This is a genomic window from Aeromicrobium terrae (assembly GCF_008039565.1).
GTDB classification, from domain to species: Bacteria; Actinomycetota; Actinomycetes; order Propionibacteriales; family Nocardioidaceae; genus Aeromicrobium; species Aeromicrobium terrae.
In genome coordinates this window covers 31229-47253 of record NZ_VDUX01000007.1, presented here as the reverse complement: position 1 = coordinate 47253, position 16025 = coordinate 31229, and the positions used below count along the sequence as shown (strand labels likewise).

13 protein-coding genes and 2 tRNA genes are annotated in these 16025 nt (G+C 69.9%); 4 read left to right on the top strand and 11 right to left on the bottom strand.

Annotated elements, in window-relative coordinates; all coding sequences use genetic code 11:
• Positions 1-11: 11 nt before the first annotated feature.
• Complete coding sequence (locus FHP06_RS13655; RefSeq protein WP_147687353.1) at positions 12-3809, bottom strand: beta strand repeat-containing protein; 3798 nt, start codon at positions 3807-3809, stop codon at positions 12-14.
• Positions 3810-4046: 237 nt separating this feature from the next.
• Here FHP06_RS13655 and FHP06_RS13650 point away from each other — a divergent pair, with 237 nt between their 5' ends.
• Complete coding sequence (locus FHP06_RS13650) at positions 4047-4502, top strand: SRPBCC family protein (protein WP_147687352.1); 456 nt, start codon at positions 4047-4049, stop codon at positions 4500-4502.
• A gap of 34 nt (positions 4503-4536) precedes the next feature.
• Positions 4537-4914, top strand: coding sequence for a protoporphyrinogen oxidase (locus tag FHP06_RS13645; protein ID WP_147687351.1), 378 nt, complete (start codon positions 4537-4539; stop codon positions 4912-4914).
• 115 nt (positions 4915-5029) lie between these two features.
• On the opposite strand, the gene FHP06_RS13640 is transcribed toward FHP06_RS13645, so the two are convergent.
• From FHP06_RS13640 to FHP06_RS13625, 4 genes are all read right to left on the bottom strand, one after another.
• The gene (locus tag FHP06_RS13640) at positions 5030-5512 is read right to left on the bottom strand and encodes a GNAT family N-acetyltransferase (RefSeq protein ID WP_147687350.1); all 483 of its coding nucleotides are present in this window, start codon (positions 5510-5512) and stop codon (positions 5030-5032) included.
• A 25-nt stretch (positions 5513-5537) separates the two neighbouring features.
• Entirely contained in the window at positions 5538-6692 is a 1155-nt protein-coding gene (locus tag FHP06_RS13635; RefSeq protein ID WP_147687349.1) for a PP2C family protein-serine/threonine phosphatase, read from the bottom strand.
• An 83-nt stretch (positions 6693-6775) separates the two neighbouring features.
• Entirely contained in the window at positions 6776-7858 is a 1083-nt protein-coding gene (locus FHP06_RS13630; RefSeq protein WP_147687348.1) for a sensor histidine kinase, read from the bottom strand.
• Positions 7851-8525, bottom strand: a complete 675-nt coding sequence (locus tag FHP06_RS13625; RefSeq protein ID WP_147687347.1) for a response regulator transcription factor — start codon at positions 8523-8525, stop codon at positions 7851-7853. The genes FHP06_RS13630 and FHP06_RS13625 overlap by 8 nt, the downstream gene beginning before the upstream one ends.
• Before the next feature lie 85 nt (positions 8526-8610).
• On the opposite strand from FHP06_RS13625, the gene FHP06_RS13620 reads away from it, so the two are divergent.
• Positions 8611-9225: a M15 family metallopeptidase gene (locus FHP06_RS13620; protein ID WP_147687346.1), complete on the top strand. Its 615-nt coding sequence runs from the start codon at positions 8611-8613 to the stop codon at positions 9223-9225.
• A gap of 24 nt (positions 9226-9249) precedes the next feature.
• Complete coding sequence (locus FHP06_RS13615) at positions 9250-9828, top strand: LOG family protein (protein ID WP_147687345.1); 579 nt, start codon at positions 9250-9252, stop codon at positions 9826-9828.
• A gap of 9 nt (positions 9829-9837) precedes the next feature.
• On the opposite strand, the gene FHP06_RS13610 is transcribed toward FHP06_RS13615, so the two are convergent.
• From FHP06_RS13610 to gyrB, 6 genes are all read right to left on the bottom strand, one after another.
• On the bottom strand, positions 9838-10230 hold the full coding sequence (locus tag FHP06_RS13610) for a hypothetical protein (RefSeq protein ID WP_147687344.1): 393 nt from the start codon (positions 10228-10230) through the stop codon (positions 9838-9840).
• A 39-nt stretch (positions 10231-10269) separates the two neighbouring features.
• A tRNA-Ala gene (locus FHP06_RS13605) sits at positions 10270-10345 on the bottom strand.
• A gap of 156 nt (positions 10346-10501) precedes the next feature.
• Positions 10502-10576 (bottom strand) — tRNA-Ile (locus FHP06_RS13600).
• Positions 10577-10683: 107 nt separating this feature from the next.
• Positions 10684-11298 (bottom strand): DUF3566 domain-containing protein, encoded by a 615-nt coding sequence (locus tag FHP06_RS13595; RefSeq protein WP_230973521.1) that lies wholly within the window; start codon positions 11296-11298, stop codon positions 10684-10686.
• Positions 11295-13868 (bottom strand): DNA gyrase subunit A, encoded by a 2574-nt coding sequence (gyrA, locus tag FHP06_RS13590; protein ID WP_147687343.1) that lies wholly within the window; start codon positions 13866-13868, stop codon positions 11295-11297. The genes FHP06_RS13595 and gyrA overlap by 4 nt, the downstream gene beginning before the upstream one ends.
• A 75-nt stretch (positions 13869-13943) precedes the next feature.
• Positions 13944-15941 (bottom strand): DNA topoisomerase (ATP-hydrolyzing) subunit B, encoded by a 1998-nt coding sequence (gyrB, locus tag FHP06_RS13585; RefSeq protein ID WP_147687342.1) that lies wholly within the window; start codon positions 15939-15941, stop codon positions 13944-13946.
• Positions 15942-16025: the final 84 nt, after the last annotated feature.

The following is a 16025-nucleotide window of genomic DNA, read 5'->3' as shown; positions in this document are numbered from 1 at the left end:
TCTGCGGGTGGTCATCGGAGGATCGCGCCGTGGGCCGACGAGCCTTGGAAGTTGGCGTTGCCGGCGAACGTGACGTCGTAGCCGCCGTGGAGGATCAGCTGCACCAGCTGGCTGGTCGCGCTCAGCTGAGCCACGCCGTTGACGTCGGTGGTGACGGTCCCGGCGACGTTGTTGCCGATCGTGAACACCACCGGAACGCCGGCCAGCGGGCCGAGCGTGGAGCTGACCTTGACCTTCAGCTGGCCGAGCGGCAGGCCCAGCGGCAGCAGCTTCACCACCGCGGGGTCGGCGGAGATGCTGGTGGCTCGCTTCGCGATGCTCAGCGTCTTCGCCGCCGACGTGCTGGCGGCGAACACCGGCGAGCCGGAGTAGACCGCCTTCACGGAGTGCGATCCCGCGCCGATGTCGCTGCGCGTCAGCGTCGCCTTGCCGTTGGCGTCGACCGCCACGGTGCCGAGCGACGTCGATCCGTCGATGAACTCCACGGAGCCGACCGGGGTCCCGGCCGACGACTGCGCCGGCGAGACCGTCGCGGTCAGGGTGACCGCGTCGCCGTAGGTGCTCGACGCCGGCGACGCGGTGAGCGTCGTCGTCGTGCCGACCTTCTGGACCTCCTGCGTCAGCGCGGTGCTGTCGGACAGGAAGTGCTCGTCACCGGAGTACAGCGCGGTGACCGCGTGGTCGCCCGGTGCGAGGTCGTCGATCGACGGGCTGACGGCCGTGCCGCCGCTGTTGATCTCGACCGCGTCACCGAGGGCAACGCCGTCGACGCTGAACTGGACGTAGCCGGTCGGCGACGCCGTGCCGGCCTGCGCCGAGGTCACGTGCGCCGTGAAGTGGACGGCCTGCCCGTAGTCGCTGCTCGGGTCGGACGAGGCCAGAGCCAGGTCCACGTCGGCGTCCGTCACGGTCTGCGTGAAGATCGCGCCGTTGCCGGAGTAGCCGGCGTCGGGCAGGAACGTCGCGATGACCGTGTGGTCACCCGGCTCGGGTGCGTTCAGCTGAGCGCTCTGGGCCTCGCCGTCGCCGTTGATGGCGACGGGTCCGCCGATGTTCGTGCCGTCCACGGAGAACTGGACCGAGCCGGTCGGCGAGCTGCCGTCCTGCGCGGAGACGTGGGCGGTGAAGCGGATCAGCTTGCCGTAGGTCGTCGGGTTCTCCGTCGAGCTGAGGTCGACCGAGGTGCCGATGATCGCGGCGCCCTCGATGACCGAGTGGGTCACCGTGTCGCTGGCGCTGCCCGTGTAGTCGGAGCTGCCGCCGTAGGTGGCCTTGATCTCGTGGTCACCCGGGGTCAGCGAGTCGATGGAGATTGACGCGAGTCCGTCGCCGTCGATCGCCGCGGCGCCGATGGACTCGCCGTCGGCGGTGAACGACACCGTTCCGGTCGGGGTGCCCGAGCCGGGGGAGCTTGCGGTGACCGCGGCCGTGACCGTGACGTTGGAGCCCTCGTTCGAGGTCGACGGCGACGTGATCACCGACGTGCTCGTGGCCGCCTTCTCCACCGTCTGGGTGATGGAGTCGTCGTCGCCCAGGAAGCTGCCGCTGCCGCTGTAGACGGCCTTGACCGTGTGGGGGCCGGCGCCCAGCGAGGTCACCGGGTCGAACGACGCGACGCCGCCGACCAGGGCGACCGGGGAGCCGACGTCCGAGCCGTCGACCTGCAGCTGCACGGTGCCGGTCGGGGTGCCGGCGCCCGGGGCGACGGCGCCGACGGTGGCGCTGAAGTCGACGGCCTCGCCGGTCATCGTCGGCGACTGCGAGGACTGCAGCGCGACCACCGAGGAGGCCTTGTTCACGACCGCGCTCTGCGGCGTGGACGTGCTGCTCTTGTACGTGCCGTCACCGCCGTAGACCGCGGTGATCGTCCCGGAGCCGACCGCCAGCGAGCCCGTGTCGAGCGTCGCGTGACCGGAGGCGTCGAGGTCGGCGTGGCCGATCGTCGTGGCGCCTCGCTTGAAGGTCACCGAGCCGGTCGGGGTCGCGCCCCCACCGTTCGGGGAGACGTCGGCCGACAGCGTGACGGTCTGGCCGAACACCGAGGTCGAGGGGCTCACCGACGCAGTGGTCGTGGTCGGGGCACGTGGTGTGGTGACCTCGAAGATCGTCGTTGCCGACGAGCTGCCGTTGAAGCCGGCGCTGCCGGAGTACACGGCCTGGACGTCGTGCTGGCCGATGTCACCCGTGCTGAACGCGGCGCTGGTGGCCGAGCCGCCGGACAGCGGCACGGCGGCACCGAAGTTGTTGCCGTCGATCTTGAACTGGACCGTGCCGTCGGCGTCACCGACACCGGACTGGCCCGGGGTCACGTCGGCCGTGAAGGTCACCGGCTCGTTCGCCTCGACGCTCGGCAGCGAGGGCGAGACGGCCGTGATGGTGTCGACCTTGCCAACGGTGAACGCCGCCGCGGCGTTCGCGGCCTCGATCGTCGAGGACCCGGCGTAGCTGGCGCGGACGGTCGTGCTCCGCGCGGTGGCGCCGGTCGGCAACGACGCCGTGGCGACACCGCTCGCGTTCGTGACGGCGTTCACCGACGCGCCGCCGTCGAGGCTGAACGTGATGGTCCGGCCGCTGGCGGATCCGCCACCGAGGTTCGTGAGCTTGGCGCTGACCGCCGCGTTCGTGCTGCGCGGCGCCGACGTGACGCCGGTGTAGTCGAGCGTCGTGCAGTCCTTCGGGGTGACGACGATCGTCGTCGCCGCGTTGGAGGTGCCGCTCGAGGCGTAGACGCCCCAGCTGCCGCGGGCACCGTTCTTGGCGAAGCCGTCGCTCTCGACCGGCGCCGTCACCGTGGTGGAGAAGTTGCCGTTGGCGCCGGTGGTCGTGTTGGCCGCGATCCGCTGGCTGGTGTTGATCGGGGACTTGTCGAGGTAGATCGCCACCGGGACGCCGGACGCGTTGCCGACCTTGCCGGAGATCGCGACCTCGCCGCCGGCACAGGTGAGCGACGGGGAGGCGAGCAGCGTCATCGGCGAGCTGGGCGCCGGGGTGGACGACGAGCTGAGGTTGCGGTCGATCGTCAGGGTCGCGCCGTCGAGCGGGAGCTGCAGGTGCTCCTTCGCGTCGTTCATCCGGGCGGCGGACCACCAGATGTCGTCGACGGCCGTGCCGTCCTCGGTCGCGGCCTGGGCGTGCACCTTGTTGGTCGCGAGGGAGCCGGCCGGGACGGAGATCGTCTCGTTGGTGACGGTCGAGGTGCCGTCGAAGTCGAAGCTGCCGTCGAACGGCTCGTTGCCGTCGGCCAGCGAGCTGGAGTAGCTGAAGCCACCGTGGTAGGTGATGCCCTCGTCGTTCTGCCACGAGTCGCCGGCGTTCAGCGGGAAGTCACGGGTGCGCCAGCCCGGGCTCGGGGTCAGCTGGAGGTCGATCACGGCGTCGACGCCGATCGAGAAGATGCTGTACTTCGCCGTCGCGTGCGCGGTCTGGTGCTGGTTCTCCTGCAGCAGCGCGAGGTCGGACTTGCGCACGATGCGCGTGCCGCTCACCGAGCCGGAGAAGCTGGACAGGTTCACCGTGCCGGTGCCCTCGATCACGGCCTTGCCGCTGCCGCCGGTGATGGAGCCGTTGATGTTCAGCTGGTAGGCGTCCTGCCCGTTGAACGTGGTGGAGCCGCCGACGGTGTACGTGACGTTCTCGTTGATCGTCGCGTCAGTGCCGCTCTCCGCGTCGACGTACTTGAACGTCGTCTGGTACGTCCAGGACCAACCGGTCGACCAGGCGGCCACGTCGTTGCCCGGAGCCTGCGCAGCGTTGGCCGCGGGCCCCTCGGCGACGACCAAGGCGCCGGCGAGCAGTGCCAGGGATGCCACAAGGGCTCGCCGGGTACGGCCACCCTTGCGACCGAGGCGAGATGAGCGAACGGGAGTGTTTTCGCGCATGGGACCTATCCAGTTGGTTGTGATGACCCCGATGACGCGGCAAGGGCACACCGCGCTGCGGAGTTTCTATCAGTTGGGTTATGGAACGACGTGGGTTTTCTGAAACTTGTTGCAGAAGCACCCTGTTCGCAGGAGAAATTGGTCGTCGATCCGTCGTAGGTTCGAGGCATGACGGACGCCGACGAGACCCGGGTCGCGATGGCCGAGCGGGAGGTCGCCGCACCCGCCGACCGCATCTTCGAACTCATCGCCGACCCCGAGCAGCAGCCGCGCTGGGACGGCATGGACAACCTCGTGGAGGCCGCGCCCGGTCAGCGCGTGCACGCCGTCGGCGACGTCTTCACGATGCTCGTCCACACCGGCTCGGTCCGGGAGAACCACGTCGTGGAGTTCGAGGAGGGCCGGCGCATCGCGTGGCGGCCTTCGGAGGTCGGCAAGCCGCAGCCCGGACACCTCTGGCGCTGGGAGCTCGAGCCGCTCGGACCGGGGAAGACGCTGGTCAGGCACACGTACGACTGGACCGACCTCACCGACGAGAACCGCATCCCGCGGGCCCGCCGCACCGGGGCCGAGGCGCTCATGGCCTCCATCGACCGGCTCGCCTCGCTGGTGGAGGCCTCCTAGGATCAACACCAGACATCGACAGGGAGTGGTCCACGTGAAGAAGCTGCCCATCCTCGTCGCCTTCGGAGCCGGGTACGTCCTGGGGGCCAAGGCGGGACGCGAGCGGTACGAGCAGATCCAGCGCCAGTCGTCGAAGGTGTGGAACTCCGGTCCCGTGCAGCAGGGGGTTCAGGAGGCCGAGACCGTCGCGAAGCAGGCCGCGTCGGCCGCGGGCGAGAAGGTCGTCGACGCCGCCACCACCGCCGGGTCCAAGGTCGCGGCCAAGGTCAAGGGCGACGACGCACCGGCCGACCCGGTCGCCGAGCCCGGCCCCACGCCCGACGCCGTCCACGGCGACCCGCTCGACGACGCCGCGAAGAAGAAGCCGGCCAAGAAGGCCGCGAAGAAGGCTCCGGCCAAGAAGAGCAGCTGAGCCCCACCTCCGCTGCCTCGACCACCGGTCATTGAGCTTGTCGAAATGACGTCTGTCCTTTCGACCAGCTCAAGGACCGTGGCTCGCTCCAGCCTCAGTGGTCGAGCGGCGTGCGTCAGGTGAGGGCGCGCTCGAACGCCGAGGCCGGCTGCCCGTCGACCTCGGTGGACCCGACCCGGACGAACCCGGCCTTCTCCAGGACGCGCCGCGAGGCGACGTTGGAGTCCGAGACCTCGGCGGTGAGCCCGGTGAGCGCGTGGTCGTCGCGGGCGATCCGGCAGAGCTCGAGCGCCGTCGAGGTCGCGACCCCGCTCCCGGCCACCGACGCGGCGACGCGGTAGCCGACCTCGGCGCTGCCGTCGGCGAGGTCGTAGAGGTTGAACCGGCCGACGACGGACCCGTCGTCGTCGACCAGGACGTGGAAGGCGCACACGCCGGCGACCTGCTCGATCAGCAGCGCGCGGTGCCGCTGGGAGTAGTGCTCGAAGTACTCGTCGCCACGGTCGGCGATGAGCTCGCGGAAGTAGTCGCGGTTCTCGAGCTCGAAGGCCAGCACGGCCTGCTCGTGCTCTGGCCCCAGCGGCCGCAACGCGTACACCCCGTGACCGTACGCCCCCGGTCCGTCAGCGTTCGTGACGGACGACCATGAGCGCCACGTCGTCGGTGAGCTCCTCGTCGCCGAGGGCCACCGCGACCATGCGCGAGCAGATCGTCTCCGCGTCCTGGTCCGCCTTCATGCGCCCGCAGATGGCCTGCATCCGGTACGCGCGTGGCGTGACCAGCTTGGTCCCGGGCCGGAGGTCGATCAGTCCGTCGGTGTAGAAGCCGAGCGCCGTGCCGACCGGGAACGGGATCTCGACCTGCGTGCGCGGCGTCTCCGGGTCGACGCCGAGCATGAGGTCACGCTCCTCGACCTCCAGCTCGGCGGGTTGCTCGCCTGGCCGCGCGAGGACCGGCGCCGGGTGCCCGGCGAGGGACAGCGTGACGGAGTCGAACGGCGGACGGGTGATCGCCAGCGCCACCGTGGCCAGCGTCCCGGTCTCGAAGTGCGTGAGCTTGCGGTCGAGCCGGCGCAGGATCTCCGCCGGCTCGTGGGTCTCGAGTGCGTAGGCGCGCAGCGCGCTGCGGAGCCGTCCCATCACCACGGCGGACCGGAGTCCGTGGCCCTGGACGTCGCCCATCACGAGCGCGACGTCGCCGCCCGGCAGCGTGAAGATGTCGTACCAGTCGCCGCCGACGTCGCCGGCGGACGGCAGATAGCGGACCGCCACGTCGAGCCCCTCGATCAGCGGCGGCGCCGCGGGCAGGAGGCTGCGCTGCAGCGCGAGAGCCGCGGTGTGGTCGTCGGCGCCGTTGGTCCTGGTGAGCCGCTGGGCGATCTCGGCAGCGGCCTTCTCGAGGAGCTCGCGGTCGTGGTCGTCGAACCTTCGCGGGGTCTTGCTCCCCACGTGCAGGACGCCGAGCACCAGGTCGCCGTGCTCCACCGGGACGCCGAGGAGGCTGTGGACGCCGGAGTCGCGCAAGATCGGGTTCAGGACCGACTCCGGGGTGATGTGGTCGAGAAACACCGGCTGGCCGGACTCCGCGACCCGCCCGGCGAACCCGCGGCCCAGGCGGACGTGGGTGGCGCCACGCCACTGGCCGCCGAGGCCGGCTGATGCAGCCGGCTCGAGCACGGTGCGCGACTCGTCCATCAGCAGGAGGGACGCGGTGTCGGAGCTCAGGTTCGAGCGAACCTGTTCGACGAAGTCGGCAAAAGAGAGCGATCTCTCGGACATGGGAGGGGCAACTTCCTGGAGATCGTGCGAACAGCCGCTCTTTTGCAGCTGCCAACCATCTTTTCACACGGGGTGAAGGATGCCTACGCGGGCTGGTCAGGCAGCCGCACGGTGACGCTGAGCCCGCCCTCGTCGCGTGGCGCGAGAGTCAGCGTGCCGTCGTGGGCCTGGACGATGCTCCGGACGATCGCGAGTCCGAGCCCGACCCCGGCGTGGTCGGAGTGCACGCGCTGCGTGCCGCGCTGGAACGGCTCGACGAGCGTGGCGACCAGCTGCGGGGTGAGCCGCTCGCCGGAGCTCTCGACGGTGAGCCACGCGCGCCCGGACCGCGTCCCGGTCCGCACCCACACGGCGCCGTCGGCCGGGAGGTTGTGCACGATCGCGTTGTGCACGAGGTTCGTGGTCATCTGCAGCAGCAGGGTCGGCGAGCCCAGCGTCGGGGCGGCCTCGCCCGACGTCTCGAGCACCACGCCGCGCTTCTCCGCGAGGGCGAGCAGGGTCTCGGTCGCCTCCTCGGCCAGCAGGGACAGGTCGACGTGCTCGCGCGTGAACGACCGTTGGTCCGTGCGGCTGAGCAGCAGCAACGCCTCGGTCAGCTCGATCGCGCGCGCGTTGACGGCGTGCAGCCGCTCCACGAGCTCACGGGAGTCGTGGTCCGGGTCGGTGCGGGCGACGTCGAGCAACGTCTGGGTGACGGCGAGCGGGGTGCGCAGCTCGTGCGACGCGTTCGCGGCGAACCGCTGCTGCTCCGCCACCTGCGCCTCGAGCCGGGCCAGCATGGCGTCGAAGGCGTCGGCGAGCTCGCGGAGCTCGTCGTCGCGCCCCTCCATCTCGATCCGGTGCGACAGCGAGCCGGCGGCGGCCCGCCGGGTGGCGTCGGTGATCTTCCGCAGTGGCGAGAGCATCCGGCCGGCCACGATCCAGCCGCCGACGACGCTGAACACGAGCAGGAACCCGAGCGCCTGCGCGGCCCGCGGCGTGAACGCGTCGAGGAGGTCCGAGCGGGTGGGGTTGAACGGGCCGTTCCCGAAACCAGGGCCGTCGGGGACGTAGCGGAGGAGGAAGACCCACACCGTCGCGAGCAGCAGGGTGCCGGCCACCATCAGGAGGCCGACGTAGCTGAGCGTGAGCTTGAGCCGGACGCTCAGCCCGGGCTGCCTAGCCATCGTCGCTCGGGGTGTCGATGCGGTACCCGACGCCGGGCACGGTGGCGATCAGCCAGGGCTCGCCGAGCCGCTTGCGGAGTGCGGACACGGTGATGCGCACCGCGTTGGTGAAGGGGTCGGCGTTCTCGTCCCAGGCGCGCTCGAGCAGCTCCTCCGCGCTGACGACGCCGCCCTGCGCTCCCATCAGCACCTCGAGGACCGCGAACTGCTTGCGGGTCAGCGCGACGTACCGCCCGTCGCGGTAGACCTCCCGACGGAACGGGTCGAGCCGCAGTCCGGCGACCTCGAGCACGGGCGGCCGCCGATGGCCGCGCCGGCGGTCGAGTGCGCGGAGCCGGAGCACGAGCTCGCGGAGGTCAAACGGCTTGGTCAGGTAGTCGTCGGCGCCGAGCTCGAAGCCGGACGCCTTGTCGTCGAGCCGGTCGGCGGCCGTCAGCATCAGGATCGGCATGCCGCTGCCGGACGCGACGATGCTCTCGGCAATCTCGTCGCCCGACGGGCCGGGGACGTCGCGGTCGAGGACCGCGATGTCGTACGCGTTGACGCTCAGCAGCTCGAGCGCGGTGTCGCCGTCGCCGGCGACGTCGGCCGCGATCGCCTCCAGGCGCAGGCCGGCCCGGATGGCCTCGGCCATGTAGGGCTCGTCCTCGACGACCAGCACGCGCACCCCTCGACTGTACGAGTCCGGGCATATCGTCCGTGTACCGAAACCGCATACGGCCTGGCAACGCGGGATCTCGTGGACTCGAGCCATGAATCGCACACCCTGGCTCCTGCTCATCGCCCTGGCCGTCGTCGGCACCATCACCGTCGTCTCCCTCGACCACGGGACGGCCTCGTCCTCGTCGTCGGCGTCGGCGTCGGCGGACGACGTCCCGTTCGGCGAGCTCCTGAAGGACAACTCCAGCGGCGTCCTCTCCGCGCGGGACGGCGTCATCCCCGAGACCGCCTCCGTCTTCGACGACGGCATCCCCGCCGTCGCCAAGCTCGACGACGACCTGCTCGCCGCGCTGCGCCGTGCCGCGACCGACGCCGACCAGGCCGGCGTGACCGTCCGGATCACCAGCGGCTGGCGCTCACCCGAGTACCAGGACCAGCTGCTCCGCGAGGCGGTCGGCAAGTACGGGTCCGTGGCCGCGGCGTCACGCTGGGTGGCCGCGCCGGACAAGTCCGCGCACGTCTCCGGCGACGCGGTCGACGTCTCGTCCAATCGCGCCGCACAGTGGCTCCAGCGCCACGGCGCCCGGTACGGCCTGTGCCGCACCTACGGCAACGAGGTCTGGCACTTCCAGCTCCGCCCCGACGCCCCGCAGCAGGGCTGCCCCGCCATGTACGCCGACCCGACCGAGGACCCGCGGATGCGATGAGGCGCCCGCCTAGACTTCGTCGTCGTGGACCAACCCCTCGGACGTGTCGCCGTCTTCTGCGCCTCGAGCCCCGGCGTCGACCCTGAGCTCGGCCGCGCCGCCTACGAGGTGGGTCGCGGACTCGCCGAGCGCGGCATCGGCCTCGTCTACGGCGGTGGCGGCCACGGCCTGATGGGCGACGTCTCGCAGGGCGCGCTGGACGCCGGCGGCGAGGTCATCGGCGTGCTTCCGCACGTGATGATCGAGCGTGAGTGGGGCCGCGACGACCTCACCGAGCTGCACCTCGTCGACGGCATGCACGAGCGCAAGGCGATGATGGCCGACCTCGCCGACGCCTTCCTCTGCCTGCCCGGCGGCCTCGGCACCCTGGAGGAGATCTTCGAGGTCTGGAGCTGGCGTCAGCTCAAGCTCAACCCGGACCCCGTCGCGTTCCTGAACACCGGAGGCTTCTGGACGCCGATGCTCGACGCCCTCCAGGGCATGGTCGACGCCGGCTTCCTCCGTCAGGACATCCTCGACGACCTCGTGGTCGCCGAGACGCTCGACGACGCACTCGCCGGCCTCGCCGCTCGCATCGGCACCGAGCTCCGCGACAAGCTGTAGCGGACCGCGTCAGTCGGTCGGACAGAGGCCGCTGACGGGTTCTGTGACGCTGAGGTCCTCCGGATCGACGACCACGTGCCGTGGCTCAGCGCTGGCCATCTCCACACAGATCATGCCGTCCGGCCCCGGGTGAGTACGGAGGTCGGCGTTCGCCTCCAGGTCGCCAAACCTCGCCAGCGCCGCCGACTCCACCCGGGAGCGGGTCCCCAGCTCCTTGGCTCGCTCCTCGGTCTTCGCCGCCAGCTCGGCGAGGGCGCGCTCACGCTGCTCTGCGTCCGCGCGCGGCGACGGCGATGGGCTCCCTAGCGTCTCCTTCGGAAAGGACTCCGACGTGCATCCCGACACCACGGCCAGGGTCAGAAGTACTGCCGCCAGCCAGCGCGCACGTCGCGGATCAGTCACTCCGAAAGGATCGACCCGCTCCTGAGTGAGGTCAACCGATGGTGGAGCTGAGGGGACTCGAACCCCTAACCCCCTGCTTGCAAAGCAGGTGCGCTACCAATTGCGCCACAGCCCCGTGGTGGAACGGGATCAGACCGGGTCGGAGGCCCTCGCCCAGACGTCGGGAGTCGGCTCGGACTTCTTGCGCCCGAGGGCCCAGACGGCGCCGGCGACAGCGACCCCCAGCAGCAGGATCTTCTTCATCGCAGCCTCCGCTCATGAGTCGGTCCGGTGGGCCTAGGAGGACTTGAACCTCCGACCTCTTCCTTATCAGGGAAGCGCTCTAACCAGGCTGAGCTATAGGCCCGCAACAGCGCGAAACATTACCGCACGCCCCACGCTCCGAACGAATCGGCCGGGGTGGTCTCGATACACCGGCTCGTTCCTCGCCGGCACTCGACCACCGAGTGGTGGTCAGTCCTCGCGGAAGGTGACCTCGATGCCCCCGAGCAGCTGGGCAGCGAGGTTGTACAGATGCGCCGCGACGGTGGCGAGGACCGTCATGACGACGACGTTGATCGCCGACAGCAGGAGGGTGAGCCCGAACAGGCGGCCGAAGCCGAGGTAGTCGGTGATGTCGAAGCTGTTCTCGCTGTCGCTGAGCACCGACGTGACGCTGTCGTTGACCTGTCCCCACACGCCGGTCATGTCGAGCACCAGCCAGAACAGCGACACCGCGACGACGGCGACGATCATCATCGCCACGGACACGACGAACGCCAGACGGGTGACGGACCACGGCTCGATGTGGGCCAGCCGGAGGCGGGCGCGTCGAGCGGACGCCGGGGCGGCGGCGGACGAGACCGCGGGCGATGGGGCCGCCCGGTCGTCCTTCACCGGCGGGATGATCGCCGTGGTGTCGGCCCCGGCGGTGGTGCGAGGGTCCGGTCGCGTGCCGGCCTTCACCGGCTCGACGACGTGCGGCTTCGTGGCGTCGTTCTTCACGTCCGACGGCTTGGCGTCCGGCTTGGTGGCCGTGCTCGCGACAGGCTTGTCCGACGCGGACTTGCCCGGCGTGCTGTCGCTCACTCGCTCGGCTCCTCGTCGGTCGGGCTGTCGTCGGACACTGCTTCGTCAGTCTCGGGAGCCTCGTCGTCGCTCGGCAGCTCGGCGTTGCGGGCGATGGTGACCACGCGGTCGTCCCCCTTGAACTTGACGAAGCTCACCCCCATCGTGCCACGACCCTTGGCGGGCACACCCGAAACGAGGCTTCGCGTGACCTGACCGCCCTCGGTGACCGAGATGACGTCGTCGGTGTCCGTGAGCACGAGACCGCCCACCAGCTCGCCGCGCTTCTCGGTGATCTCCATGGCCTTGATGCCGATGCCGCCGCGGCCCTGGAGCCGGTACTGGTCGATGGTGGTCTTCTTGGCGAAGCCGCCGTCGGTGACGGTGAAGACGTACAGCTTCTCCTCGTCCGGCACGTCCTCGGTCTCGAGCTCGCTGTGCCGGGCGCGGATGACGGTCATGGAGAGCAGCGAGTCGTCGCCGCGGAACTTCATGCCGGTGACGCCCGACGTGGCGCGGCCCATCGGGCGCAGCTGCTCGTCGTCGGCGCGGAACCGGATGGCCTGCGCCTTGCGCGAGATGAGCAGCAGGTCGTCCTCGGGGTTCACCAGCTCGGCGCCGATGAGCTCGTCGTCGTCGGTGCGGAAGTTGATGGCGATGACGCCGGCCTGGCGCGGGCTGTTGAAGTCCTCGAGCCGAGTCTTCTTGACCAGGCCCTTGCGGGTGGCGAGCACCAAGTACGGCGCCTGCTCGTAGTCGCGGATCGCCAGCACCTGCGCGATCTCCTCGTCCGGCTGGAACGACAGGAGCCCGGCGACGTGGCCGCCCTTGGCGTCGCGGCCGCCCTCGGGCAGCTGGTACGCCTTGGTGCGGTAGACCCGGCCGGCCGTGGTGAAGAACAGGATCCAGTGGTGGCTGGTGGTCGGGAACAGGTGCTCGACGAAGTCGCCGTCGCGCAGCTGCGCACCGCGCACGCCCTTGCCGCCGCGGTTCTGCACGCGGTACAGGTCGGTCTTGGTGCGCTTGGCGTAGCCGCCGCGCGTGATGGTGACGACGACCTCCTCGTCGGGGATGAGGTCCTCCATCGAGAGGTCGCCGTCGGCCGCGATGAGCTGGCTGCGGCGGTCGTCGCCGTACTTCTCGACGATCGCGGCGAGCTCCTCGCCGACGATCTGGCGCTGCCGGTCGACGCTCTCCAGGATCGCCTTGAACTCGGCGATGTCCGCCTCGAGCGCGGCGAGGGCATCGATGATCTTCTGCCGCTCGAGGGCCGCAAGCTGGCGCAGCTGCATCTGGAGGATGGCGTTGGCCTGGAGCTCGTCGATCTCGAGCAGGTTGATCAGGCCGGTGCGCGCCTCGTCGACCGTGGGGCTGCGGCGGATGAGCGCGATGACCTCGTCGAGCGCGTCGAGCGCCTTCACCAGGCCGCGGTAGATGTGCGCCTGCTCCTCGGCCTTGCGGAGGCGATACTCGGTGCGCCGGCGGATGACCGCGATCTGGTGGGTGATCCAGTTCGTGATGAAGCCGTCGAGGGTGAGCGTGCGCGGGACGTCGTCGACGAGCGCGAGCATGTTGGCGCTGAAGTTCGTCTGCAGCTCGGTGTGCTTGTAGAGGTTGTTCAGCACGACGCGGGCGACGGCGTCCTTCTTCAGCACGATGACGAGGCGGCGGCCGGTGCGCGACGAGGAGTCGTCGCGGACGTCCGCTATGCCCTGCACCCGGCCGGAGTCGGCGAGCTCGGCGATCTTGATGGCCAGGTTGTCGGGGTTCACCTGGTACGGCAGCTCGGTGACGACGAGCTGCATGCGGCCCTTGGTGTCCTCCTCGATGCTGACCACCGCGCGCATCGTGACCGAGCCGCGGCCGGTGCGGTACATGTCCTGGATGCCGTTGGTGCCGACGATGAGGCCGGACGTCGGGAAGTCGGGGCCCTTGATGCGCTCCATCAGCGCCTCGAGCAGCTCCTCGCGGCCGGCGTCGGGGTGGTCGAGCGCCCACTGCACGCCCTCGGCGACCTCGCGGAGGTTGTGCGGCGGGATGTTGGTGGCCATGCCGACGGCGATGCCGGCCGAGCCGTTGACCAGCAGGTTCGGGATGCGCGACGGCAGGACCGTGGGCTCCTGCGAGCGGCCGTCGTAGTTGGGCTTGAAGTCGACGGTCTCCTCGTCGATGTCGCGCACCATCTCCATGGCGATGGGCGCGAGCTTGCACTCGGTGTACCGCATCGCCGCGGCGCCGTCGTTGCCCGGCGAGCCGAAGTTGCCCTGGCCCGACACCATCGGCGCGCGCATGACCCACGGCTGGGCCAGGCGGACCAGGGTGTCGTAGATCGCCGTGTCGCCGTGCGGGTGGTACTGACCCATGACGTCACCGACGATGCGGCTGCACTTGCTGAAGCCGCGGTCGGGGCGGTAGCCGCCGTCGTACATCGCGTAGAGCACGCGGCGGTGCACGGGCTTGAGGCCGTCGCGCACGTCGGGCAGGGCTCGCGACACGATGACGCTCATGGCGTAGTCGATGTACGAGCGCTGCATCTCGACCTGCAGCTCGACCGGCTCGATGCGGTCCCGTTCGATCGGGGTGTCAGTCACGTGTCAGTCCTGTCTGTGTGGTCTCGATACACCCGCTCGTTCCTCGCGGGCACTCGACCACCGGTGGCTGGGTCATCAGATGTCCAAGAACCTGACGTCCTTGGCGTTGCGCTGGATGAAGTGGCGCCGCTGCTCGACGTCCTCGCCCATGAGGATGGTGAACATCTCGTCGGCCATGGCGGCGTCCTCGAGGGTCACCTGGCGCAGGATCCGGGCGTCGGGATCCATCGTGGTCTCCCAGAGCTCGTGGTCGTTCATCTCGCCGAGACCCTTGTAGCGCTGGATGGGCGCCTCCTTGGGCAGCCGGCGACCGGCCTCCTCGCCGGCCTTCTGCAGCGCGGCGAGCTCGCGGTCGGAGTACGCCAGCTCGTGCGCGCCGTTGGACCACTTGATCTTGTAGAGCGGCGGCTGCGCGAGATAGACGTACCCGCCGTCGATGAGCGGCTTCATGAACCGGAACAGCAGCGTCAGCAGCAGCGTGGAGATGTGCTGCCCGTCGACGTCGGCGTCGGCCATCAGCACGATCTTGTGGTACCGAAGCTTGTCGATGTCGAAGTCGTCGTGCACGCCGGTGCCGAGCGCGGAGATGATGGCCTGCACCTCGGCGTTCTGCAGGATCTTGTCGATGCGCGCCTTCTCGACATTCAGGATCTTGCCGCGCAACGGCAGGATCGCCTGGGTGCGCGGGTCGCGACCGCCCTTGGCGGAGCCGCCGGCCGAGTTGCCCTCGACGATGAAGATCTCGCACTCCTCCGGGTCGCGCGACTGGCAGTCGGACAGCTTGCCGGGGAGGCCGCCGCCGCCGAGCAGGCCCTTGCGGTTGCGGGCCAGCTCCTTGGCCTTGCGGGCGGCCAGGCGCGCCGACGCGGCGTCGATGGACTTGCGGACGATGGTCTTTCCGTCGCTGGGGTTGCGCTCGAACCACGCGGCCAGCTCGTCGTTGAGGACGGTCTGGACGAAGGAGCGCGCCTCGGTGTTGCCGAGCTTGGTCTTGGTCTGACCCTCGAACTGCGGCTCGGCGAGCTTGACCGAGATGATCGCCGTGAGGCCCTCGCGGATGTCGTCGCCGGTGAGCGCGTCTTCCTTCTTCTTGATGAGGCCCTGCACCTCGGCGAAGCGGTTGACGGTGCGGGTGAGCGCGGTGCGGAAGCCCTCCTCGTGGGTGCCGCCCTCGTGCGTGTTGATGGTGTTGGCGAACGTGTGCACCGACTCGGCGTAGCTGACGTTCCACTGCATCGCGATCTCGAGCGACAGGCCGTTGCCCTCGTCCTCGCGCTCGAGCGCGATGACCTCTCGGTGCAGCGGGGACTTGGCGCCGGAGTTGATGTGGTCGACGTAGTCGACGAGCCCGCCGTCGTACCGGAACGTCACCTCTCGCTCGACCTCGTCGACGCCCTCGTCGTCGTCGGCGTGCGGGCGCTCGTCCTTGAGCACGAGCTCGAGACCCTTGTTGAGGAACGCCATCTCGCGGAACCGCGTCTTGAGCGTCTCGTAGGAGTAGTCGGTGGTCTCGAAGATGTCGCCGCTGGCGTAGAACGTGGTGGTGGTGCCGGTCTCGTCGGTCTTCTCGTGCCGCTCGAGCGGGGCGTCCGGCTCGCCGAACGTGAAGCTCTGCGTCCAGCGGTAACCGTCGCGCTTGACCTCGACGTGCAGCTTCTCGCTCAGCGCGTTGACCACGGAGACGCCGACGCCGTGCAGGCCGCCGGAGACCTTGTAGCCGCCGCCGCCGAACTTGCCGCCGGCGTGCAGCGAGGTGAGGACCAGCGTGACCGCGGGGATCTTCTCGATCGGGTGCTCGTCGACGGGGATGCCGCGGCCGTCGTCGACGACGCGGACGCCACCGTCGGCCTGCAGCGTGACCGCGATGTGCGAGGCGTACCCGGCGAGAGCCTCGTCGACCGAGTTGTCGACGACCTCGTAGACCAGGTGGTGCAGGCCGCGCTCACCGGTGGAGCCGATGTACATGCCCGGCCGCTTGCGCACCGCTTCCAGACCTTCGAGGACCTGGATGTTGCTGGCGTCGTACGTGCTGCCGTCGGTGGTCTCGGTCGGATCTGAAGTTTGGGTCACCATTCCAGTATACGGGGCATTCTGTGGCTCCCAGCGTGTTGGTCCCCAGAAAAAGCGACGTGTCCGGCCGCTCCGATGGCTCTCAGC

Bases quoted from the DNA above. Each gene is read 5' to 3' on its own strand.
- gyrB (WP_147687342.1), bottom strand. From the start codon at position 15,941: ATGGTGACCCAAACTTCAGATCCGACCGAGACCACCGACGGCAGCACG.
- FHP06_RS13630 (WP_147687348.1), bottom strand. From the start codon at position 7,858: ATGGCTAGGCAGCCCGGGCTGAGCGTCCGGCTCAAGCTCACGCTCAGC.
- FHP06_RS13635 (WP_147687349.1), bottom strand. From the start codon at position 6,692: ATGTCCGAGAGATCGCTCTCTTTTGCCGACTTCGTCGAACAGGTTCGC.
- FHP06_RS13650 (WP_147687352.1), top strand. From the start codon at position 4,047: ATGACGGACGCCGACGAGACCCGGGTCGCGATGGCCGAGCGGGAGGTC.
- FHP06_RS13620 (WP_147687346.1), top strand. From the start codon at position 8,611: ATGAATCGCACACCCTGGCTCCTGCTCATCGCCCTGGCCGTCGTCGGC.